The sequence below is a fragment of the Rhabdaerophilum sp. genome, assembly GCF_046092605.1.
Lineage (GTDB): Bacteria > Pseudomonadota > Alphaproteobacteria > Rhizobiales > Beijerinckiaceae > Rhabdaerophilum.
The window spans coordinates 1-22,532 of the sequence record NZ_JBJTDY010000142.1; the positions used below are offsets into that span (position 1 = coordinate 1).

The window sequence follows — 22,532 nt, forward strand, 5'->3', positions numbered from 1 at the left end:
TTGCAGTTCCTGCCGCAGCGTTTTCGCCATGGCCTTTGCGTCGAGAAACGAACGCATGTGATCCTCCGATCATAAGCCGCGAATGGGAAACGATCAGGGCCCGCCTTGCTGATCCATTCGCGATGTCGGAAGGGATCGATGCTCAAATATGACGCGGATTCACCTTGCCTTTCGGCGCGGGCGGCAGGCTCGCGTCAGCCTCCGTTGAACTCCACCATTGGTGCGGTGCTTTGTCAATCACCTCGCAATCCGATGCCGGGCACCCCACGTAATCGGCTCATGAACCGCAGAAGCTTCCTCAAGGCCCTCGCCGGTGCCGTCGTGGTGGCCGGTGGCGTCACCGCCATTTTCCGGCCCGCACGCGCCAATTCCTATTATTCCGGCCCGGTTTCGGATCATTTCGACGGGCAGAAATTCTTCCTGCCGGGTGGCGATGGCCCGCGCAGCTTCCGCGATTTCCTGCGCTGGCAGCTCGGCGAGAAGGCCGCGGAATGGCCTGCGAGTTTCCCGAGCCCCCATGCCGCCGATATGCCGCCCGCGAAAGTGGAGGGCAAGGCCTTGCGCGTGAGCTTCATCGGCCATGCGAGCTTCCTCATCCAGACCGGCGGGGTGAACATCCTGCTCGATCCGCAGTTTTCCGAACGCGCTTCGCCCGTCGCCTTCGCGGGGCCCAAACGGGTGAATCCGCCGGCCATCGCCTTCGACGATTTGCCGAAGATCGATGTCGTGCTGGTCAGCCACAACCATTACGATCATCTCGATGTGCCGAGCCTGCACGCCCTTTGGGATCGCGACCGCCCGCGCATCCTCACCCCGCTCGGCAATGATGCGATCATCCGCGAGGGACGTGCGGATATCGATGTTGAATCAAAGGATTGGGGCGATCGCGTGGAATTCGCAGCCAGCGTGGCCGTGATTTTCGAGCCCGCGCAGCATTGGTCGGCGCGCGGCATGTTCGACCGCATGCATGCGCTCTGGGCCTCTTTCGTCATCGAAACAGGCGCGGGCAAGATCTGGTTCGCGGGGGATACCGGCTTTGGCGGCGGGCGCGTGTTCCAGGCGATCCGCGAGAAGCACGGGCCGATGGCGCTCGGGCTTCTCCCCATCGGCGCCTATGGCCCGCGCTGGTTCATGCGATACCAGCATGCCGACCCGGAAGATGCCCTGAAGATCTTCGACATTCTCGGCTGCCGACATGCGCTCGGCTATCACTGGGGCACGTTCCAGCTCACCAATGAGCCAATCGAGGAGCCGGCGGAAGAGCTGATGCGGCAACTGCACGCTGCCGGCAGGCCGGCGGAAAGCTTCATTCCTGCCCGGCCGGGGCACGTGTTCCAGAGCGATGCAGCCATCGGGTGAGGGGTTTTCCTCAAGCATCTTGCGCTGATTTTGAAAATCACATAAACATATCTTTATGTCGTTTTCCGTGAGAGTGTCTCGGCGATGATCCGCCCCATCCATGCCGGCCACCAGCCGCTTGATGCCCTGCTCGCTGCCCTTGAGGCGGCGGGCGAGGCGACGCGCCTGCGCATTCTCGCGCTGCTGTCAGAGGCCGAACTCACTGTCACCGAACTCATGACCATTCTTGGCCAGTCGCAGCCGCGCGTCTCGCGTCACCTGAAGCTGCTGGTGGAAGCAGGGTTGATCGATCGCCATCGCGAGGGCGCCTGGGCTTTCTTCCGGCTGGCCGAGCGGGGTGTGGCGAATGTCATCCGCGAGGGGGTGATTGCGGCGCTCGACCCAGCTGATGCCGGCCTCGCGGCCGACCGGCGCCGCCTGGAGGCGGTGCGGGTGGAAAGAAAGGAGCAGGCCGCCGCCTACTTCGCCCGCCACGCTGCCGACTGGAATCGCATCCGCGCCCTGCATGTGCCGGAATCGGCGGTCGAGAAGGCGATGGTCGATGCCCTCGGCGAGCGCGAATACGAGGCGATCCTCGATCTCGGCACCGGCACGGGGCAGATGCTGAAGCTCTTCGGGCCCCGTGCGAGCCGCGCCGTGGGCCTGGATGTCAGCCCGGCCATGCTCGCGGTGGCGCGCGCCAACCTCGACGAGGCGGGCCTGCGCCATGTGCAGTTGCGGCAGGGCGATCTCTATGCGCTGCCGGCGGATCTCGCACGGTTCGATCTCGTGATCCTGCATCAGGTGCTGCATTTCATGGATGATCCGGCCCGCGCCGTGCGCGAGGCCGCGCGCGTGCTCAAGCCCGGCGGGCGGATCGTGATCGTCGATTTCGCGCCACACCACGAAGAGAGCCTGCGCGTGGAACATGCGCATCGCCGCCTTGGCTTCTCGGCCGAGGAGATCGGCGCTTTCCTCGCCGAGAACGGCCTCAACCTGCAGCTTTCGCGCGATATCCGCCCCGAAGCCACGGGCGCACTCACCGTTTCCCTCTGGATTGCCGAGGACAGCGCCCGCGAGGGCGATTTCCCGTTGCCCGGCGATCCGCTTTCCCGTTCGATCATCACCAAGGTTGCCTGAGATGCATGCTGCCCCCGCCCGTTCGAGCCGCCAGACCGAGGCGCCGAAGCCTGGCATTTCCTTCGAGTTCTTTCCGCCGAAGAACGATGCCATGGCCGAAACGCTCTGGGCTTCCGTGCAGCGCCTCGCGCCGCTGAAGCCGGATTTCGTTTCGGTGACCTATGGCGCCGGCGGTTCCACGCGGGAGCGCACGCATGCGACCGTGAAGCGCATCCTCGAAGAAACCGGCCTGAAGCCGGCCTCGCACCTTACCTGCGTGGCCGCCACGAAGACCGAGACCGACGAGATCCTCCGCCAGTACTGGGCCATGGGCGTGCGCCATATCGTGGCCCTGCGCGGTGATCCCGTCACCGGCATCGGCACCACGTTCGAGGCGCATCCGGAAGGCTATCAGGGCTCGCCGGAACTCGTGGCGGGCATCAAGGCGATCGGCGATTTTCACGTGGCGGTGTCGGCCTATCCCGAGAAACACCCGGAGAGCCCCAGCCTCGATTGCGAGATTGACCTTCTGAAGCGGAAGGTGGATGCCGGGGCGGATCGCGCCATCACGCAGTTCTTCTTCGATAACGGCCATTTCTACCGCTACGTGGAGCGCGTGCGGAAGGCGGGAATCGATATCCCGGTCGTGCCCGGCATCCTGCCGGTGCAGAACTTCAGGCAATCCGCGAGCTTTGCCATCAAGTGCGGCACGGATGTGCCGGCCTGGCTCGCCAGGCGCTTCGAGGGGCTGGAGGATGATCCCGAGACGCGCCGCATGGTGGCGGCGGCGGTGGCCGTGGAGCAGGTTTATGATCTGCTCGATAACGGCGTGACCGATTTCCACTTCTACACGATGAACAAGGCGGATCTCGCCTTCGCCATCTGCCACATGCTGGGGCTGAGGGCCGAGCCCGTGGCCGTGGCGGCGTAATCTTTCACGAAGGTTGTTGTCTGATGAGCTTCACTGCCAGGGGTTCCGAAATCCGCGCCGCGCTTGAGGCGGCCGCCCGCGAGCGCATTCTCGTGATCGACGGCGCGATGGGCACGGAGATCCAGAATCTGCGTCTCTCCGAGGAGGATTTCCGGGGCGAGCGCTTCGCGCAGTGGAACCATCCGCTGAAGGGCAACAACGACCTGCTGATCCTCACGCAGCCCGATGCCATCCGCGCGATCCACCTGAGCTATTTAGAGGCGGGTGCGGATATCGTCGAGACGAACACCTTCTCCTGCACCTCGATCGCGCAGGCCGATTACGGCATGCAGGACCTTGCCTATGAGCTGAACAGGGAAGGCGCGCGCCTCGCCCGCGAGGCAGCGGTTCTCGCCGAGCAGAAAGACGGTCGCCGCCGCTTCGTGGCCGGTGCCTGCGGCCCCACCAACCGCACGGCCTCGATCTCGCCGGATGTGAACAATCCGGGCTATCGCGCCGTGACCTTCGACGATCTCGCGTTGGCTTACGGCGAGCAGATCCGCGGCCTGATCGATGGCGGCGCGGAGATCATCCTGATCGAGACGATCTTCGATACGCTGAACGCCAAGGCGGCGGTCTATGCCGCGAAGACCATCTTCGCTGAGACCGGCAACGAATTGCCGATCATGATCTCCGGCACGATCACGGACCTGTCGGGCCGCACGCTTTCGGGCCAGACACCGACGGCCTTCTGGCATTCCCTGCGCCATGCCGAGCCCTTCACGGTGGGGCTCAACTGCGCGCTCGGTGCGAAGGAAATGCGCGCGCATATCGCGGAAATCTCCCGCGTGGCCGATACCTTCATCTGCGCTTATCCGAATGCGGGCCTGCCCAACGAATTCGGCCTTTATGACGAGCGCCCGGAGGCGACGGCCGCGCTCATCGCGGAATTTGCCGATTCCGGCCTCGTGAATGTGGTCGGCGGCTGCTGCGGCACGACGCCGGCGCATATCAAGGCCATGGCTGAGGCCGTGAAGGGCAAGAAGCCGCGTCCCATTCCCAATGTGAAGCCGCTGATGCGCCTTTCGGGCCTCGAACCCTTCACGCTCGACGAGACCATTCCCTTCGTGAATGTCGGCGAACGCACGAACGTCACGGGCTCGGCTAGGTTCCGCAAGCTCATCAAGGACGGCAAGCTTTCCGAAGCGCTTGATGTCGCACGTGATCAGGTGGCCAATGGCGCGCAGATCATCGACGTGAACATGGATGAGGGCCTGCTCGATTCCGAGAAGGCGATGGTGGAGTTCCTGAACCTCGTCGCCGCCGAGCCCGATATCTCCCGCGTGCCGGTGATGGTGGATAGCTCGAAGTTCCACGTCATCGAGGCGGGCCTGAAATGCATTCAGGGCAAGGGGATCGTGAACTCGATCTCGATGAAGGAGGGGGTCGAGAAGTTCAGGGAAGAGGCCCGCAAGGTGCGCGCCTATGGTGCCGCTGTGGTTGTCATGGCCTTCGACGAGAAGGGCCAGGCCGACACCTATCAGCGCAAGGCCGAGATCTGCGCCCGCGCCTACAAGATCCTCACCGAGGAGGCGGGCTTCCCGCCGGAAGACATCATCTTTGATCCGAACGTCTTCGCGGTGGCCACCGGCATCGAGGAGCACAACAATTACGGCGTCGATTTCATAAACGCCACCGAGTTCATCCGGAAGAACCTGCCGCATGCGCATGTCTCGGGCGGTGTCTCGAACCTCTCCTTCTCCTTCCGCGGCAACGAGCCCGTGCGCGAGGCGATGCACTGCGTGTTCCTCTACCATGCGATCCAGGTCGGCATGGATATGGGCATCGTGAATGCGGGCCAGCTCGCGGTCTATGACCAGCTCCCGGCCGAGTTGCGCGAATTGTGCGAAGACGTGGTGCTGAACCGCCGCCCGGATGCCACCGAGCGCCTGCTCGATGCAGCGCCACGCTTCAAGGGCGACGGGCAGGTGACTGCCAAGGGGCAGGATCTCGCCTGGCGTGAATTCCCGGTTGTGAAGCGCCTTGAGCATGCGCTCGTCAACGGCATCAACGAGTTCATCGAAGCGGATACCGAGGAAGCGCGCCAGCAGGCCGAAAAGCCGCTGCACGTCATCGAAGGCCCGCTGATGGCCGGCATGAATGTGGTGGGTGATCTCTTCGGCGCGGGCAAGATGTTCCTGCCGCAGGTAGTGAAATCCGCCCGCGTGATGAAACAGGCCGTGGCCTATCTCCAGCCGTTCCTGGAAGCAGAAAAGCGCGCCTCGGGCCTCACCGAAATGCCCGCGGCCGGCAAGATCCTGATGGCGACCGTGAAGGGCGATGTCCACGATATCGGCAAGAACATCGTGGGCGTGGTTCTCCAGTGCAACAATTACGAGGTGATCGACCTCGGCGTGATGGTGCCGAGCCAGAAGATCCTCGAAACCGCGCGCAAGGAGAAGGTCGATATCATCGGCCTTTCGGGCCTCATCACGCCCAGCCTCGACGAGATGGTGCATGTCGCGGCCGAGATGGAGCGCGAGGGTTTCGATATCCCGCTGCTGATCGGCGGGGCCACCACCAGCCGCGTGCACACGGCGGTGAAGATCTACCCGGCCTACAAGGCGGGGCAGGCGGTCTATGTCACCGATGCCTCCCGCGCGGTGGGTGTCGTCTCCTCGCTGCTTTCGCCCGAGCAGAACGACAATTACGTCTCGACCCTGCGCGCGGAATACGCGAAGGTCGCCGATGCGCATGCGCGCTCCGAGGCCGACAAGCTCCGCCTGCCGCTGGCGAAGGCGCGCGAGAATGCGCTGAAGATCGACTGGAAGGGTTATGAGCCGCCGAAGCCGAACTTCACCGGCACGCGCATTTTCCAGACCTATGATCTCGCGGAGCTTGCGAAATATATAGACTGGACGCCCTTCTTCCAGACCTGGGAGCTGAAGGGCCGCTTCCCGGCCATCCTCGAGGACGAGAAGCAGGGCGAGGCCGCGCGCAACCTCTGGACCGATGCGCAGGCCATGCTGAAGCGCATCATCGACGAGCGCTGGTTCCAGGCGAAGGCCGTCATCGGCTTCTGGCCGGCCAATGCCGTGGGCGATGATGTGCGCCTCTATACCGGCGAGAGCCGCAAGGAGGTGCTCGCCACCTTCCACGGCCTACGCCAGCAACTCTCGAAGCGCGATGGCCGGCCGAATACCTGCCTCTCGGATTTCGTCGCGCCCGAGGGCGTGGCGCCGGATTATCTCGGAGCTTTCGTCGCCACCGCCGGCATCGGCGAGGATCGCATTGCCGACAAGCTCAAGGGCAAGAACGACGATTATTCTTCCATCATGGCGAAGGCCCTGGCCGATCGCCTGGCGGAGGCTTTCGCCGAGCGCATGCATGAGCGCGTGCGCAAGGAATTCTGGGGCTATGGCGCCAACGAGACCTACAAGCCCGAGGAACTCCACGGCGAGCCTTATGACGGCATTCGCCCCGCACCGGGCTATCCGGCCCAGCCGGATCACACCGAAAAGGCGACGCTCTTCCGCCTGCTCGAAGCCGAGCGTCGCATCGGCGTGCAATTGACCGAGAGCTACGCGATGTGGCCGGGCGCTTCCGTCTCGGGCCTCTATTTCAGCCACCCCGAGAGCCATTATTTCGGCGTCGCGAAGGTGGAGCGCGATCAGGTCGAGGATTACGCCGCCCGCAAGGGGATGGATATCCGCGAGGTCGAGCGCTGGCTCGCGCCGATCCTCAACTACGATCCGGCGGCCTATATGGTGGCGGCGGAGTAAGCGCTCCGCCGCGCATCGGTGGAGGATCAGACGCGCGGCAGCGTGACGCGCGGCTGGAAGAGATCCATCTCCATGCCCTTGGCCCTCCGGCGATGCAGGCTCTGCACCAGCTTGCGGAAGAAGGCGTGCATGGCTTCGCGCCGCAGATGCTGCGCGTGGCTGCGATGGAAATCGTAATCGATAGCGCTGCGTTGGGTGTTCATCCTGGGCTCCTGTATGCCCGGGCCCGGAATGGCCTTGGGATGAGCCTGTTGTATTCCTCCCGTTTGGTGAGATAATCAGCGCTCTCTGATTGAGATCGGTGACGTTTTGTCATGAATGAGATGGCGACCTTCATTCGCGTCGTGGAATGCGGCAGCTTCGCGCTCGCCGCCGAAAGCCTGTCTCTCTCGCCCTCCGCCGTGTCGAAAATCATCTCCCGGCTGGAGGATCGCCTGCGGGTGAAGCTTCTCACGCGCACCACGCGCAAGCTGGCGCTCACCGTGGAAGGCGAGCGCTATCTCGAGCATGCGCGCGAGATCCTCGGCGCCATCGAGGCCGCCGAGAGCGAGATTTCCGCCGCTGGGGGCAAGCCGAGCGGCGTCATCCGCGTCAATGTCGGCACGGCGGTGGGCAAGCATCAGCTCGCGCCCATTCTCGGCCGGTTTCTGGCGCTCTATCCGGAGATTTCCGTGGAACTCTCGGTGACCGACCGGCAGATCGACATCATTGCCGAGCAGGCGGATGTCGTGTTGCGCACCGGTGCGCTCAGCGATTCCAGCCTGCAGGCCCGCAAGCTGACGGATAGCCATCGCCTGATCTGTGCGAGCCCGGATTATCTCGCGCGGCATGGCACGCCGCGTGTTCCGGCGGACTTGCTGCAGCACAATTGCCTGCTGATCTCGCGGATGCCCCATCTCGCGCGCTGGCCGTTCCACACGCCGGAGGGCATCAATCACCTGAAGGTGTCGGGCAATCTCGTGGTCGATAATGCCGATATCCTGCGCGACATGGCCGTGCGCGGCCTCGGCATCGTGCGCATCGGCGAGGTGCTCGTGCGCTCGGCACTCACGCGCGGCACATTGGTCTCGCTGCTGGAAGACGTGCATGCGCCGGAGACTTTCCCGACCTGGGCCGTGACGCCGCCGGGTCGGGCGCGGGTGCATCGCATCCGCCTGTTCATCGATTATCTCGCCGAAGCCTTCAAGACTGGGCCTTCCGCCTTTCCGGTCCTGCCCGGCTGAAACGCTTCAGCGTACCAGAAATCCATGCCGCAGCGGGTCATCCGGGTCGATCATCCAATGCGCGAGCCCTGCGAGACGGGCGGTGCCCGAAACCTCCGGGATCACGCCCTCGTACGGGCCGCAACGGGCGGTCGCGATCGCCTTGCCGCGCATCACCGAGCCGATGATCGATTCGTTGATGATCTCCGCTCCAAACGCCAGTTCGCCGCGCGCCACGAGTTGCGCCACGCGCCCCGCCGTGCCCGAACCGGTCGGCGAGCGATCCACCTCCCGATCCGCGAAGATGCAGCAATTGGCCTGTGTCGAGCCGGCATGGCGCGGGGGTCCGTCGATGATCGTGCCATAGATGTGGTTGATCTCGGGGATATCCGGGTGCTGCACGCGGAAGGCGCGGTTTGCCGCCGCCTTCACCTCCGCCCCGAAACGGATGAGCCGCTCCACCTCGTGCTCGCGGATCGCGAGGCCATGCGGCACGCCGCTCGTATAGAAATAGAACGCGCCGCCGAAGGCGATGTCGCCGGCCACGCGGCCGAAGCTCGGGGTTTCCACCGTCACGTCTCGGTGAAGCAGGAAACTCGGCACGTTGAGGAAGCGCACGCCGGTGACGCGGCTCCCGTCCCACCCCACGAAGGCCTCGATGAAGCCGCAGGGCGCGTCGATCCCTACGCGCGTCTCCGGCGATTCCGGCAGCACCCAGCCGAGCTGCACCGCAGCCGTGGCGAGCGCGATGACGCCATGGCCGCAATGGTCGGAATAACCCTCGTTATGGATGAACATCACCCCGAAATCCGCCCCCTCGCTGACGGGGTCGGTGAGGATGCCGCCATACATGTCGGCGTGCCCGCGCGGCTCGAACATGATGGCCTGCCGGAGGTGATCGGCATTGGCCTTGAGCCAGGCGCGGCGATCGACGATGCGGGTGCCCGGCGCGCGGGGGAAGCCGCTGGTGACAATGCGGAAAGGCTCGCCGCCGGTATGCATTTCCACGGTGGAGATGATCTGCTGCATCGTTTCCTCATGCCATGCCGGCCAGTGCGCGCAGGCGCTGGAGCGTCTCGCCATCGGCCACGCCATCCACGCGACCCGGCCGCCAATGCCGCTGGAAGGCGGCAACCACCGCCTCCATGCGCTCATCGAAGACGCCGCTGATCTCGAGGCCGTAGCCGAAATTCGCGAAGAGCGATTGCAGGGCCGCGACCGGCATACCCTCATCGCCGCGGCGATAGGTCGGGCCGCCGGCAGGCGATGATATGGTCGGCCACAGCCCCAGACCCGCCGCGGCCAGCTTCTCCCACGGGAAATTCTCGCCCGGATCGATCTTCCGCCCCGGCGCGATATCCGAATGCGCGAGGATGCGGCTGTCGGGAATGGTCCAGCGTGACTTGATGTCGCCGACGAGGCGGATGACGGCCTCGATCTGCCTTTCCGGGAAGGGCGGTCCCGGGGGCGGGTAGGGGTTGGGCTTCACGCCTTCCGGCAGGGGCAGGGGATGGCCATTCGCGCCAAAACCCCGACCGGGATCATGACCGGGATGGGCGATCTCGATGCCGATGGAGGCGGAATTCATATCCGTTTCGCCGCGCCAAGAACCACGACCCGCGTGCCAGGCGCGACGGCTCTCCGGCACGAGCTGGAAGATGCGGCCATCCTCGAACACGAAGTAATGCGCCGAGACCTCCGCGACGGGGTTGCAAAGCCAGAGCAGAGCCGAACTCGCATCCGCCATGCCGGTATAATGCAGGATGATGCTGTCCGGCGCGCGTGGCTCTCCGCCGCGCCCGCCCATCCGTGCGCCATGGTTCGGCGAGGGGAAGAGCCGCGTCACATGCGGGATGTCGGGCTTGGGTTCGGGCGGCATATCGGTCATGGTCGGATCATGACGGAGGCTCGGAGAGAACGCGACTCCCGGCAAGAGCCTTCTGAACGAAAAATGGCGGGGTTGCCCCCGCCATCCGGCTGTCCTTGCGGTTCGCCCGCGCTCAGTAGCTGCGCCAGCGGGTGCAATAGGCCTCGCCATAGGCATTGTAGCGCACGCGCACGCAACGGCTGCGCGGGCGGGTGGCATCCGCGATCACCGCGCCGCCGACAGCACCGATGGCCGCGCCAGCGAGTGCGCCGCTGCCACGCCCGGTTGCCAGACCGCCGACCAGGGCGCCAGCGCCCGCGCCGAGCAATGCGCCGGAGGCTGCACGCTCTTCCCGCGGGGTGCAGGCCCCCATCACCAGACCAAGCGCTGCAACGCCCGCAATCAACGTCAGCTTCTTCATGAGGAGACCTCCCTGTGGATTGAAATCGGTTTGAGGTTTTCGCACGGCTTCTCCCGTTGCTCAACCCCCCTGAGGATGGTTGACCTCGATCATCCGCCGGCCTATCCCTCGTTTCGCCAGTCGGCCGGGCGGCCGCGATGTTTCCCGCATCGAGGAAAGTCCGGGCTCCACGGAGAAACGGTGGCGGCTAACGGCCGCCGGGGGCGACCCCAGGGAAAGTGCCACAGAGAACGAACCGCCGATCGGCCTTCGGGCAGAGGCAAGGGTGAAAAGGTGCGGTAAAAGCGCACCGCGGCTCCGGCAACGGCGCTGGCAGGGCAAACCCCACCGGGAGCAAGATCGAATAGGGATGGCGCGCCCCAAAAAGGGCAGGGCTCTCCGGCCCGAGCCATCCGGGTTGATTGCTTGAGGCGCGGCGCGAGCCGTGACCCAGAGGAATGGCCGCCACGCCGGGGCAACCCGGCCCTACAGAACCCGGCTTACAGGCCGGCTGGTGATTTTCTTCGGCTTGACCATGCCGGTCCCGCAAAGCCAAATGGTGGCATTGAGGAGAATCCATGGGCAACCGGCTCTATTGCGGCGACAATCTCGATATCCTGCGCCAGCATATCCGGGATGAGAGCGTCGATCTGATCTATCTTGATCCGCCCTTCAACTCGAATGCCACCTACAATGTGCTGTTCAAGGCGCCGGGCGGCGAGCAATCGCAATCCCAGATCGAGGCCTTCGACGATACCTGGCATTGGGGCGAGCCGGCCGAGCGCGCCTTCGACGCGGTAATGACCTCCGGCAATACCGATGCCGCCGAAATGCTGCGCGCCATGCGTGGATTCCTCAAGGAAAACGACATGATGGCCTATCTCGCCATGATGGCCGTGCGCCTGCTGGAACTCCATCGCGTGCTCAAGCCCACGGGCAGCCTTTACCTCCATTGCGACCCCACCGCGAGCCATTACCTCAAGATTCTGCTCGATGCGGTGTTTGGAAGTCTTAACTTCCGGAATGAAATCGTCTGGAAACGTCAGTCTGCCCATAGTGATGCAAAGAATAAGTTTTCAGATATTTCGGATTCAATCCTTTTTTATGTTAAGACGAAACTATCTAAATTTGCGCCGCAATTTCGCGCTCACGATGCTCAATACCTTGAGAAATTTTATAGATTTGACGATGCTGATGGTCGTGGCCGGTATCGTTTGGGCGATATGGCAAGCCCTAATCCTCGTCCAAATATGATGTATGAGTGGCGTGGTTTTTCGTTTCCTGCGAAAGGCTGGCGTTTTCAGTTGGAGACGATGCAGCGCCTCCATTCCGAGGGTCGGATTTGGTATCCTAAGCAGGCCGATGGCAGCGATGACACAAGTAAACGGCCAGCCCTCAAACGCTATTTGGCTGAACAAGAAGGTTCAATTGTAACAAGTGTATGGGACGATATTCATCCCCTTCATAGTGCTCACCAAGAACGCCTCGGCTATCCCACCCAAAAACCCCTTGCGCTGCTAGAACGCATTCTCGCCGCTTCCTCCAACGAGGGCGATGTTGTGCTCGACCCGTTCTGCGGCTGCGGCACCACGGTGCATGCCGCCGAGAAGATGGGCCGCCGCTGGATCGGCATCGACATCACCCATCTCGCCATCGGGCTCATCCAGAAGCGTCTCATCGAAGCGTTTCCGCGCGTGCAATTCGAGGTGGAGGGCGTGCCGAAGGATGTGGGGGCGGCCGAAGCCCTCGCCGAGGCCGACAAGCACCAGTTCCAGCTCTGGGCCTGCTCGATGGTCGAGGCCGTGCCCTTCAAGGGCGGGCGCAAGGGCGCGGATGGCGGGGTCGACGGCTACATCTATTTCAAGCCCGACGGGAAGACGAGCGAGAAGGCGATCGTTTCCGTGAAGGGCGGAAAGAATGTCGGCGTCGGCATGGTGCGCGATCTCATCGCCACCATCGAACGCGAGCGCGCCAAGGTGGGCATCATCCTCACCCTCACCGAACCCACCCGCGAGATGAAAAAGGAAGCCGCCACCGCCGGCCTCTACAAGACCGAGATGCTCGGCGATTTTCCGCGCATCCAGATTCTGACCGTGCAGGATTTGTTCGACGGCGATCGCCCGCGCCTGCCGTGGATTGACCCCACGGTGTTCAAGAAGGCCAAGCGCGAGAGAACCGAGAAGCAGGGCGACCTCTTCTAACTCTCCCCGTCCCCTCAACCCTGCGTCAAGCTTACCCAAACCTTTCCTTAACGCCTTCATGGTGAGGTGCAGGTTGAAGGTGCGGGCAGGCGGCTCGTGCCCGTGTTTCGCGTTGACGCCCAAGTTTTCCCATGCTAGCCCATTTCTGCCCAAGAACTGATGGCGACGGGTGGCGCATCGAAGCTGCGCTTCCGGCAACCGAGGTGGCGTGCGGGCCCGCTTGTGGCGGGGCGTTGGCGGATGGGGCGTTTTCTCTCGACCTTTCAGGCACGGCTCGATTCCAAGGGCCGGGTATCGCTTCCGGCGGCCTTCCGGGCCGTGCTGGAAGCGGATGGGCATCCGGGAGTGTTCCTGCATCCAGCGCTCGAACAACCGGCGATCGAGGCGGGCGGCAACCGGCTGCTCGAGGAGATCGACGGGTTGATCGGGCGGTTTTCCCCCTATTCGGAAGCGCGGGACGGAATCGCGACCGTGCTTCTGGGGCAGGCGGAGATCGTGAAGCTCGATCCGGAAGGGCGGCTCGTGCTGCCCGAGCGTCTGAAGGCGCATGCGGGGATTTCCGCGAGCCTCGTCTTCGTGGGGCTGGGGGAGAAGTTCCGCATCTGGGCGCCGGAGAAGTTTGCCGCGCATCTCGAGGAGGCAACCTCGAATGTGCGCGCCGTGCGGGCCGGTCTTTCCCGAAACGGGTAACCGGAGGGGGCACGAACGAGACGGGCGACATGAGCGGGCGCGGCGGGGGCAACCCGGCCGATGGCGGACCCGCCCCTCATGTCCCCGTGCTCCTCGCCGAGGTGCTCGCGGCGCTGAAGCCGCAGGATGGCGAAACCTATCTCGATGGAACCTTCGGTGCCGGTGGCTATGCGCGCGGCATTCTGGGCACCGCGGATTGCAAGGTGATCGCGCTCGACCGCGACCCCAATGCCATCCGTGACGGGCAGGCGATGCTGGCCGAATTCGCCGGTCGCCTGACGCTGATCGAGAAGCCTTTCTCCGGGATGGAGGAGGCGGTGGCGGAAGTCGGGATCAGGGGCCTCGATGGCATCGTGCTGGATATCGGTGTCTCCTCGATGCAGCTCGACCAGGCGGAGCGTGGCTTCTCCTTCCGTTTCGCCGGCCCGCTGGACATGCGCATGGCGCAAGAGGGAGAGAGCGCGGCCGACCTCGTGAACACCCGATCCGAGGCCGAACTCGCGGATATCTTCTACCATTACGGCGAGGAGCGTTTGGCGCGTGTCATCGCGCGGGCCATCGTGCATGACCGGAAGGAAAAGCCCTTCGCGACCACAAGAGACCTCGCCGATCTCATCGGGCGGATCGTGCGCTCCAAGCCGGGGGATTTCCACCCGGCGACCCGCAGCTTCCAGGCCTTGCGCATCGCGGTGAACGACGAACTCAACGAACTGGCCTCTGCGCTTCACGCGGCGGAGCGGTTGCTTAAGCCCGGCGGGCGGCTGGTGGTCGTGTCATTCCACAGCCTCGAGGATCGCATCGTGAAGGTGTTCCTCGCCGCGCGCTCGGGTCGCGGCGGCGGTTCGCGCCACGCTCCGGTGCAGGGCGTTGAAGCGCCGACCTTCCGGCTGGAGACGCGCGGCGCCATCACCGCGACCGATGAGGAATGCCGCGCCAATCCCCGCGCGCGCTCGGCGAAAATGCGGGCGGGCATCCGCACGGATGCGCCGGCGCTTCGGGTGGAAGCGCAGGTGATCGAACTCGCCCGCCTGCCCGAACAGCCGGCCCGCAAGGGAGGCCGGCGCCGATGATGCGGACCTTCAACATCCTCGCCATCGCGACGCTGATCGGCTCGGCGACAGCCGCCTATTCGGTGAAATACGAGACCATTCTCGTGGCGGAGAAGCTCAGGAAGCGGCAGGCCGAGCTAATGCGCGAGAAGGATGCGATCGCGGTCCTGCAGGCGGAATGGCAGATTCTCAACCGGCCAACCCGGCTTCAGGCGCTCGCACCACCGGAAGCGGGCATGCAGCAGCTTTCCGCCCGGCAGATCGTGCGCGCCAGTGATGTGCCGCAGCGCGGGGCGGAGGTCGATCCGCTCGAGAGCATGCTCACCGGTTCGGTCGATGCGAAGCCGGCCACAACGCCGGTCAAGACGCAAGCCCGGCCGGCGACCACGCCTTCGACCGTGAGCCGCCCCGGTGCGCCTCGCCCGGCGACCACGCCGCAGAAGAACGTCAACGCGCCCGCGCGTCCGGCCTCCGGCGCACCGCTGGCCCTGAGGCCGCCTGCGCCGTCAGGCAATGTCCGCGACCTGCCGCGCGCCGAAGCCCTCTCGGCCCCGGTTCCGCGCCGCAACATCCCGCCAACACCACGCTGAGAGGGGTCGCGAACACGTCATGCGTCTCATCTTTCCCCTTCCGAAGCTGAAGCTCCCGCGCCTCGCGCTGTCACTCCCGAGGCTGCCGCGTTTTCGCGGGCGCATGGCCATGGCTGATTCCGGGCCGGAAGGGCCGCGCATCGGGTTGATCCGCAATCTGTTCACCCTGCGTGGCGAAAAGCTGCCGGCACGCCTCATTCTCGCGGCGCTGGCTTTCGGCGGGCTCTATATCGCGCTGGCCGCGCGCATCGTGCACCTGCAGGTGAGGACCGACGAACCGGCCACCGCGAGCCGGATGGCCGGCTCCTCCATCATGACTGCGCGACCGCAAATCGTGGATCGCAACGGCTTCGTGATGGCGACGGATGTGAAGACGGTGTCGGTCTATGCCGATCCGCGCAAGGTGATCGACAAGGACGAGGCGGCTGAGCTGCTCAACGCCGTCTTTCCCGAACTCGACGGGAATGAACTGCGGGACCGGCTTGCACGCCGGAATGCCTTCGTCTGGATCAAGCGCGAGATCACGCCGAGGCAGCAGCAGGATGTGCATCGCCTGGGCATTCCGGGCATTGGCTTCCTGCCGGAGAACAAGCGTGTCTATCCGGCCGTCCAGGTCGGCGCGCATGTGATCGGCTCGGCCAATATCGACAACCAGGGCATTGCCGGAATCGAGAAATACATTGACGGGCAGGGCCTGAATGATCTGCGCGGCGCAGGTCTCGGGCTCAATGCGGCGGATCTGAAGCCTGTCGAACTGGCGCTCGATGTGCGTGTCACCCATGCCGTGCGCGAGGAGCTGCGTGCCGCGGTGCAGAAGTTCAAGGCCGATGCCGGCGCGGCGCTGGTGCTCGACGTTGATACGGGCGAGATCATCACGCATGTCAGCCTGCCGGATTTCGACCCGAACAGCCCGGCCGAAGCGCTGAAGCCCGAGCATGTGAACCGCCTGCAGGTCGGACGCTACGAGATGGGCTCGACCTTCAAGGCGCTGACAACCGCCATGGCGCTTGATTCCGGCAAGGTGAAGCTCACGAGCGTCTTCGATGCGAGACAGCCCTTGCGCTATGGCCGCTTCCGCATCGGCGATTACAAGGGCAAGAACCGGCCGCTCTCGGTGCCGGAGATCTTCATCTACTCGTCCAATATCGGCACGGCGCGCATGGCGCTCGCGGTCGGTGTGGAGGGCCACAAGGCGTTCCTCAAGAAGATGGGACAGCTCGATCGGCCGCGCACCGAACTCGCCGAGGGGCTTGATCCGCTGGTGCCCGCGCGCTGGGGTGAACTCAACACCATGACGATCTCGTTCGGCCACGGCCTCGCCGTCGCCCCGCTGACGGCGGCGATTGCGACCGCAGCCCTGGTGAATGGCGGCAGGTTCATTCCCGCAACCTATCTCAAGCGGACACCGGAAGAGGCCGCGAAGCTCGCGACACAAGTCATCAAGCCCGAAACGAGCCAGATGATGCGCTATGTGATGCGCCTCAATGCCGAGAAGGGTTCCGCCTCGCGCGCGGACATTCCCGGATACTATGTGGGCGGCAAGACGGGCACCTCGGAGAAGGTGGTGCGCGGGCGCTATTCCAAGAACAAGGTGCTCACCACCTTCATGGCTGTGATGCCCTCCGACAAGCCGCGATACCTCGTGATGACGATGCTCGACGAGCCGAAGGGCTTGCCCGAGACGCATGGCTATGCCACCTCCGGCTGGAATGCGGCGCCGACCACCGGGCGGATCATCGAGCGCATCGGTCCGATGCTCAACATCGAGCCGCGTTTCGAGCTGCCGCAGTCGCCGTTCCCGCATGTCGCGCGGCTGGGCGTGGCGCAGGTCCGTTGAAGCGTTTTCAGGATGAGGGGCGAACATGGCGAACGCGGAGGCGGGGGAACCGACGATCGGCGGCCTCGCGCGGGCCCTGGGGCAGGATGCTCCCAACCATGATGCCGTGCCGCTGCTGGGGCTTGTCGCCGACAGCCGCAAGGTGAAGCCCGGCTACGCCTTCTTCGCCATTCCCGGCAACAAGACCGATGGCGCGGCCTTCATGCCTGCCGCCTCGGAAGCGGGAGCCACGTTGATCGTCGGCGAAATTCCCCGCCCGCCTGACCTCTCGCTGACGGCCCATTACCTCTGCGTGAAGAATGCCCGGAAGGCGCTCTCCATGGCGGCGCGCTATGTGCATCCGCGGCAGCCGGAGACCGTGGTGGCGGTGACCGGCACTGCGGGCAAGACTTCGGTTGCCGAATTCACCCGGCAGATCTTTGCGCGTCTCGGTCACAGGGCGGGAAGCCTTGGCACACTCGGTTTCATCGGCCCAGACGGCCCGGAATATGGCGCGCTGACGACGCCCGACCCGGTGACCCTCCATGCTCGGCTCGACGCCATGGCCAAGGCCGGCGTGACGCATCTCGCGATGGAAGCCTCCAGCCATGGCCTCGATCAATATCGGCTCGACAGCGTGAAGTTGAAGGCTGCGGCCTTCACCAATCTTGGGCGCGATCACCTCGATTATCACCAGGACATCGAGCATTACTTCGCCGCCAAGCTGCGGCTCTTTCAGGAATTGCTGCCGAAAGGCGCGCCGGCCATCGTCAATTTCGATGGGGATCGCGGGGCCGAGGCGGCGGTCGCTGCCGGCTTCGCGGGCCGTTCGGTTTTCACCCTGGGCAAGCGCGGTGAGGGTATACGGCTCGACCGGCTGGCATCTTCCGGTTTCGGGCAGGATCTGGAACTCACCCATCAGGGTGAGAGACATGCGGTGCATCTGCCGCTGATCGGCGGTTTTCAGGCGCAGAACGCGCTGGTCGCAGCCGGTTTCGCGCTGGTCCTGGGCGAGAAACCCGAGGCCGTGTTCGCGGCATTGGAACACCTCAAAGGGGTGCCGGGCCGCCTGGAGAAGGTGGGCGAGTATCATGGTGCCCCGGTCTTCGTGGATTACGCTCACAAGCCCGAGGCGCTCGCACATGCAATCAATGCGCTTCGCCCGGCCGTGCGAGGCAAGCTGATTGTGATCTTCGGCTGCGGGGGCGACCGTGACCCCGGCAAGCGGCCGATCATGGGGGCGATTGCGAGCCAGCGGGCCGATCTCGTGATTGTCACGGATGACAATCCGCGCACGGAAAACCCTGCCGCCATCCGGCAGGCGGTGCTGGCCGGGGTGCCGGATGGTATCGAGATCGGCGATCGCGCCCAGGCCATCCGCGAGGGCATCCGCTACCTTGCCGAAGGCGATGCCCTGCTGATTGCAGGCAAGGGCCATGAAACCGGCCAGATTGTCGGCTCGGAGGTTTTGCCCTTCTCCGATCACGAGGTCGCGCGGGGCGTGATCGAGGAGCTTTCACGATGAACGGGTTGAGCCTCCCGCTCTGGCGGGCGGATGAGCTTGCAGATGTGCTGGGCGGGGAGGCGCGCGGGCCGGTCGGCGACGTCACATCCGTTTCGATCGATACGCGCACGCTGGAACAGGACGCGCTGTTCTTCGCCATCAAGGGTGAGGTGCGAGACGGGCATGATTTTGTGCAGGCCGCGCTGGAAAAGGGAGCCGCCGCCGCCGTGGTGGATCGCGCCCATGCCGATGCCTTTGATAGCGATGCCCGGCTGATCGTGGTGGATGACGTGCTCGCGAGCCTCGAGCGCATGGGCCAGCATCGCCGGGCCGAGGTGACGGGTCGGATGGTGGCAGTTACCGGTTCGGTGGGCAAGACCTCCACCAAGGAGATGTTGCGCACCGTGTTTTCGCGGCAGGGCTCCACCCATGCCTCGGTCGCCTCCTACAACAACCATTGGGGCGTGCCGCTCACCTTGTCGCGCATGCCGCGCGGCATCGCCTATGGTGTGTTCGAGATCGGCATGTCGAACCCGTTCGAGATTCTGCCGCTCACATCGATGGTGCGCCCGGAAGTGGCGATCATCACCACGGTCGAGCCCGTGCATCTCGCGCAGTTCCGCTCGATCCATGGCATCGCGGATGCGAAGGGCGAGATCTTCTCCGGCCTCGAACCGGGTGGCGTTGCGATCATCAATGCGGACAACCCGCATGCGGCGCGCCTCGCTGCCCATGCCGGCGCAAGCCGGGCCGGGCGCATCATCCGCTTCGGTTCGGGCGAGGGGGCCGATATTCGCCTCACCCATATCCATCTCGACCCGGATTTTTCCACCGTCTCGGCCGAGGTGTTCGGCATGCCGGTGACCTATCGGCTTGGCGCGCCGGGCCGGCATCTCGCGATGAACTCGCTTGCCGTGCTCGCCGCCGTGCACGCGACTGGAGCCGACCTCGCGCTCGCGGCTCTGTCGCTGCAGGATTTCACCACGGTGGAGGGGCGGGGAAGACGCGTCTCGCTCGAAACAGGGGCGGGAACCTTCACGCTGATCGACGAGAGCTACAACGCGAACCCCTCCTCCATGCGGGCGGCGCTCGCGGTCACCGGTTCCATGCCGCGGGGCCTGCGCGGGCGGCGCATCGCCGTGATGGGCGACATGCTGGAACTGGGCCCGGAAGGTCCGAACCTGCATGCCGGCCTCGCGGAAGCCGTGATCGCGCAGGATATCGACCTTGTTTTCGCCTGTGGGCCATTGATGAAGAGCCTCTGGCGGGCCTTGCCAGCCGAGCGTCGCGGCGCCTATGCCGAGAATTCGGAAGCGCTCGAAGCGGCGGTGCTCGCGAGCCTCATGCCGGGTGACGTGGTGATGGTGAAGGGCTCGCTCGGGAGCCGCATGGGCCGTATGGTGAAGGCGATCAGGGATCGCTACCCCGCGAAGCCGATGGCCGAGGGCGAAGAGGCCTGAGAGGGGACGGAAGGGAATGTTGTTCTGGCTTTCGGAGTTCAGCGCCAGCTTCAATGTGCTGAACGTTTTCCGCTACCTCACCTTCCGCGCGGGCGCGGCGACCGTGACGGCCCTGTTCTTCGTGCTGTTCTTCGGGCCGGCGATCATCAACATGCTGCGCCTGAAGCAGGGCAAGGGCCAGCCGATCCGCGAGGACGGGCCGGAAACACATCTTCTGAAGCGCGGCACGCCCACCATGGGCGGGCTGATGATCCTCGCAGGGTTCCTCTTCTCGACGCTTCTGTGGACGAACCTCAACAACCCTTATGTCTGGTGCGTGCTGGGCGTGACCCTCGGCTTCGGGCTGATCGGCTTCTACGACGATTACCTCAAGGTGACGAAGCAATCGCACAAGGGCTTCTCCGGCCGTTCGCGCCTCGCGATCGAGGCGATGGTCGCGGGCACCGCCTGCTATGCCATGAGCCTCTATTTCCCCGCGGCGCTGGCCACGAAGCTGGCGATCCCGATCTTCAAGGACGTGCTGATCGATCTCGGTATGTTCTTCATCGTCTTCGGCATGGTCGTGATCGTCGGGGCGGGCAATGCCGTGAACCTCACGGATGGCCTCGATGGGCTCGCGATCGTGCCGGTGATGATCGCCGCCGCGACTTTCGGCTTCATCGCCTATCTTGCGGGCAACGCGATCTTCGCGAATTACCTGCAGATCCATTTCGTGCCGGGCGTGGGTGAACTTTCCGTGCTGCTCGGCGCGGTGATCGGCGCAGGCCTTGGCTTCCTGTGGTTCAATGCGCCGCCGGCGCAGGTCTTCATGGGCGATACGGGCAGCCTCGCGCTCGGCGGGCTTCTGGGCTCGGTCGCGGTGGCGACGAAGCACGAGATCGTCTTCGCGATTGTCGGCGGCCTCTTCGTGCTCGAGGCGATGAGCGTCATCATCCAGGTCGCCTCGTTCAAGCTCACGGGCAAACGCGTCTTCCGCATGGCGCCGATCCACCACCATTACGAGAAGAAGGGCTGGAAGGAGCCGCAGGTCGTCATCCGCTTCTGGATCATCGCGGTGGTGCTGGCGCTGCTCGGCCTGGCGACATTGAAGCTGCGCTGATCGCCTGATCGGGATCGTGGCGATTTCCTGCGCCATTCGCTAAGTCTTCCACGGACAGGAAGGAGAGACGCATGATCCCGGTCGAAACCTATCGCAACCGCAGGGTCGCGCTTTTCGGCCTCGGCGGTTCCGGCATGGCCACCGCCAAGGCGCTGGTCGCGGGCGGGGCGGATGTGACCGTCTGGGACGATTCACCCGCGGCGGTCGAAAAGGCACGCGCAGCGGGGCTGCATGCCGCGGATCTGCGCGAACTCGACTGGAAAGGCGTTTCGGCCCTCGTGCTCTCGCCCGGCGTGCCGCTGACTCATCCCGAGCCGCATTGGAGCGTGAAGCTCGCGCATGTGTTTTCCGTGCCTGTGATCGGCGACGTCGATCTCTTCTTCCGCGAGCGGGCCCGGCGCGCGCCGGATTCCCTCGTGGTCTGCATCACCGGCACGAACGGGAAATCCACCACCACGGCCTTGGTTGCGCATCTGCTGCGGGAAGCCGGGTTCGATGCGCAGATGGGTGGGAATATCGGCACTCCGGTGCTGGAACTTGCGCCGCCGGAGGCGAATGCACCCCGCCGCGTGCATGTGCTGGAGGTGTCCTCCTACCAGATCGATCTTGCGCCGGCGATTACCCCGACCATCGGCATCCATCTCAATCTCTCGCCGGATCATATCGACCGGCACGGCAGCTTCGATCATTACGCGGCCGTGAAGGAGCGGATGATCGCGCCCTCGCAGATCGCCATTGTGGGGATCGATGATCCGGCCTCGGAAGCGATCGCCATGCGCCATGCGCGGGCGGGTGGACGCACGGTGACGATTTCGGTTGTGGCGAAGCATGGGGCCTCGATCCATGTCGCGGGTCGCTTCATCACAAACAACCAGGGCGAGACGCTGGCCGATCTGGCGGGAATCGGCTCCCTGCGCGGCTCCCATAACGGGCAGAACGCGGCGGCGGCTCTGGCGGCCTGCCTGCAGCTCTCCGTGCCGCGCGACATCATCCAGAAGGGCCTCACGACCTTCCCCGGCCTCGCGCATCGCATGGAGCAGATCGGCCGGGTGGGGCGTGCGCTGGTCATCAACGATTCCAAGGCCACCAACGCCGATTCGACCGGGAAGGCGCTGCTTGCTTTCGAGAACGGCCTGTTCTGGATCTGCGGCGGCAAGGCGAAAGCGGGGGGCATCGCCGATCTCGCGCCGCTGTTCCCGCGCGTGGCCAAGGCCTATCTCATCGGTGACGCGGCCGAGAGCTTTGCCGGGACATTGGGCACCGCCGTGCCGCATGTTCTGTCCGGTACGCTCGAAGCGGCCGTGAAACAGGCCGCCGAGGATGCAAATCGGAGCAATTTTGCAGAACCGGTAATCCTTCTTTCACCCTCTTGCGCATCATTTGACCAGTTTCCGAATTTCGAGGTGCGGGGACAAATCTTCCGCGACCTCGTTTCGGCATTGCCGGGTTTCCGGCCCCTTTGAGCGGCGGCGCGTCCTGCGAAGGCTGCCGGAACAGGGGCGGCG

Annotated in this window: 18 protein-coding genes and 1 other RNA gene; 15 read left to right on the top strand and 4 right to left on the bottom strand. The window is 64.7% G+C overall.

Translation table 11 applies throughout. The annotated features are described in order from the left end of the window. Positions 1–279 precede the first annotated feature (279 nt). The 4 genes from ACKODO_RS10820 (at position 280) to metH (ending at position 7,149) form a co-directional block, all read left to right on the top strand. Complete coding sequence (locus ACKODO_RS10820; protein ID WP_408983443.1) at positions 280–1,359, top strand: MBL fold metallo-hydrolase; 1,080 nt, start codon at positions 280–282, stop codon at positions 1,357–1,359. A gap of 84 nt (positions 1,360–1,443) precedes the next feature. Continuing rightward, a complete protein-coding gene (locus ACKODO_RS10825; RefSeq protein WP_408983444.1) occupies positions 1,444–2,478 on the top strand; it encodes an ArsR/SmtB family transcription factor in 1,035 nt (344 codons plus the stop codon). A gap of 1 nt (position 2,479) precedes the next feature. After that, positions 2,480–3,388 carry a methylenetetrahydrofolate reductase [NAD(P)H] gene (metF, locus tag ACKODO_RS10830; protein ID WP_408983445.1) on the top strand — a complete coding sequence of 303 codons (909 nt, stop codon included), beginning with the start codon at positions 2,480–2,482 and terminating at the stop codon, positions 3,386–3,388. Between the two features lie 23 nt (positions 3,389–3,411). After that, complete coding sequence (gene metH / locus ACKODO_RS10835) at positions 3,412–7,149, top strand: methionine synthase (protein ID WP_408983446.1); 3,738 nt, start codon at positions 3,412–3,414, stop codon at positions 7,147–7,149. 26 nt (positions 7,150–7,175) lie between these two features. On the opposite strand, the gene ACKODO_RS10840 is transcribed toward metH, so the two are convergent. Further along, positions 7,176–7,352 carry a hypothetical protein gene (locus ACKODO_RS10840; protein ID WP_408983447.1) on the bottom strand — a complete coding sequence of 59 codons (177 nt, stop codon included), beginning with the start codon at positions 7,350–7,352 and terminating at the stop codon, positions 7,176–7,178. 120 nt (positions 7,353–7,472) lie between these two features. Here ACKODO_RS10840 and ACKODO_RS10845 point away from each other — a divergent pair, with 120 nt between their 5' ends. Further along, positions 7,473–8,372 carry a LysR family transcriptional regulator gene (locus ACKODO_RS10845; protein ID WP_408983448.1) on the top strand — a complete coding sequence of 300 codons (900 nt, stop codon included), beginning with the start codon at positions 7,473–7,475 and terminating at the stop codon, positions 8,370–8,372. Positions 8,373–8,378: 6 nt separating this feature from the next. Here the strand turns inward: ACKODO_RS10845 and lhpH are convergent, their stop codons facing one another. The 3 genes from lhpH to ACKODO_RS10860 form a co-directional block, all read right to left on the bottom strand. Beyond that, positions 8,379–9,380: a trans-3-hydroxy-L-proline dehydratase gene (gene lhpH / locus ACKODO_RS10850; RefSeq protein WP_408983449.1), complete on the bottom strand. Its 1,002-nt coding sequence runs from the start codon at positions 9,378–9,380 to the stop codon at positions 8,379–8,381. Positions 9,381–9,387: 7 nt separating this feature from the next. Next, the gene (locus ACKODO_RS10855) at positions 9,388–10,239 is read right to left on the bottom strand and encodes an N-acetylmuramoyl-L-alanine amidase (RefSeq protein WP_408983450.1); all 852 of its coding nucleotides are present in this window, start codon (positions 10,237–10,239) and stop codon (positions 9,388–9,390) included. 112 nt (positions 10,240–10,351) lie between these two features. Then, on the bottom strand, positions 10,352–10,639 hold the full coding sequence (locus ACKODO_RS10860) for a glycine zipper domain-containing protein (protein WP_408983451.1): 288 nt from the start codon (positions 10,637–10,639) through the stop codon (positions 10,352–10,354). Positions 10,640–10,755: 116 nt separating this feature from the next. Here ACKODO_RS10860 and rnpB point away from each other — a divergent pair. From rnpB to murD, 10 genes are all read left to right on the top strand, one after another. Beyond that, positions 10,756–11,137: RNase P RNA component class A (rnpB, locus tag ACKODO_RS10865), an RNA gene on the top strand. 59 nt (positions 11,138–11,196) lie between these two features. Next, positions 11,197–12,819, top strand: a complete 1,623-nt coding sequence (locus tag ACKODO_RS10870) for a DNA methyltransferase (protein WP_408983452.1) — start codon at positions 11,197–11,199, stop codon at positions 12,817–12,819. Between the two features lie 240 nt (positions 12,820–13,059). Next, positions 13,060–13,509 (top strand): division/cell wall cluster transcriptional repressor MraZ, encoded by a 450-nt coding sequence (locus tag ACKODO_RS10875; protein WP_408983453.1) that lies wholly within the window; start codon positions 13,060–13,062, stop codon positions 13,507–13,509. 29 nt (positions 13,510–13,538) lie between these two features. Further along, complete coding sequence (gene rsmH / locus ACKODO_RS10880; protein WP_408983454.1) at positions 13,539–14,579, top strand: 16S rRNA (cytosine(1402)-N(4))-methyltransferase RsmH; 1,041 nt, start codon at positions 13,539–13,541, stop codon at positions 14,577–14,579. Next, positions 14,576–15,148, top strand: coding sequence for a hypothetical protein (locus tag ACKODO_RS10885; RefSeq protein WP_408983455.1), 573 nt, complete (start codon positions 14,576–14,578; stop codon positions 15,146–15,148). Before rsmH ends, ACKODO_RS10885 begins: the two co-directional genes overlap by 4 nt. 19 nt (positions 15,149–15,167) lie before the next feature. Further along, entirely contained in the window at positions 15,168–16,985 is a 1,818-nt protein-coding gene (locus ACKODO_RS10890; protein ID WP_408983456.1) for a peptidoglycan D,D-transpeptidase FtsI family protein, read from the top strand. 25 nt (positions 16,986–17,010) lie between these two features. Beyond that, positions 17,011–18,489, top strand: a complete 1,479-nt coding sequence (locus ACKODO_RS10895; RefSeq protein ID WP_408983457.1) for a UDP-N-acetylmuramoyl-L-alanyl-D-glutamate--2,6-diaminopimelate ligase — start codon at positions 17,011–17,013, stop codon at positions 18,487–18,489. Next, on the top strand, positions 18,486–19,928 hold the full coding sequence (locus ACKODO_RS10900; protein ID WP_408983458.1) for a UDP-N-acetylmuramoylalanyl-D-glutamyl-2,6-diaminopimelate--D-alanyl-D-alanine ligase: 1,443 nt from the start codon (positions 18,486–18,488) through the stop codon (positions 19,926–19,928). Before ACKODO_RS10895 ends, ACKODO_RS10900 begins: the two co-directional genes overlap by 4 nt. Positions 19,929–19,944: 16 nt before the next feature. Then, positions 19,945–21,027 carry a phospho-N-acetylmuramoyl-pentapeptide-transferase gene (gene mraY / locus ACKODO_RS10905; protein ID WP_408983459.1) on the top strand — a complete coding sequence of 361 codons (1,083 nt, stop codon included), beginning with the start codon at positions 19,945–19,947 and terminating at the stop codon, positions 21,025–21,027. Positions 21,028–21,098: 71 nt separating this feature from the next. Beyond that, the gene (gene murD, locus ACKODO_RS10910) at positions 21,099–22,490 is read left to right on the top strand and encodes a UDP-N-acetylmuramoyl-L-alanine--D-glutamate ligase (RefSeq protein ID WP_408983460.1); all 1,392 of its coding nucleotides are present in this window, start codon (positions 21,099–21,101) and stop codon (positions 22,488–22,490) included. Positions 22,491–22,532: the final 42 nt, after the last annotated feature.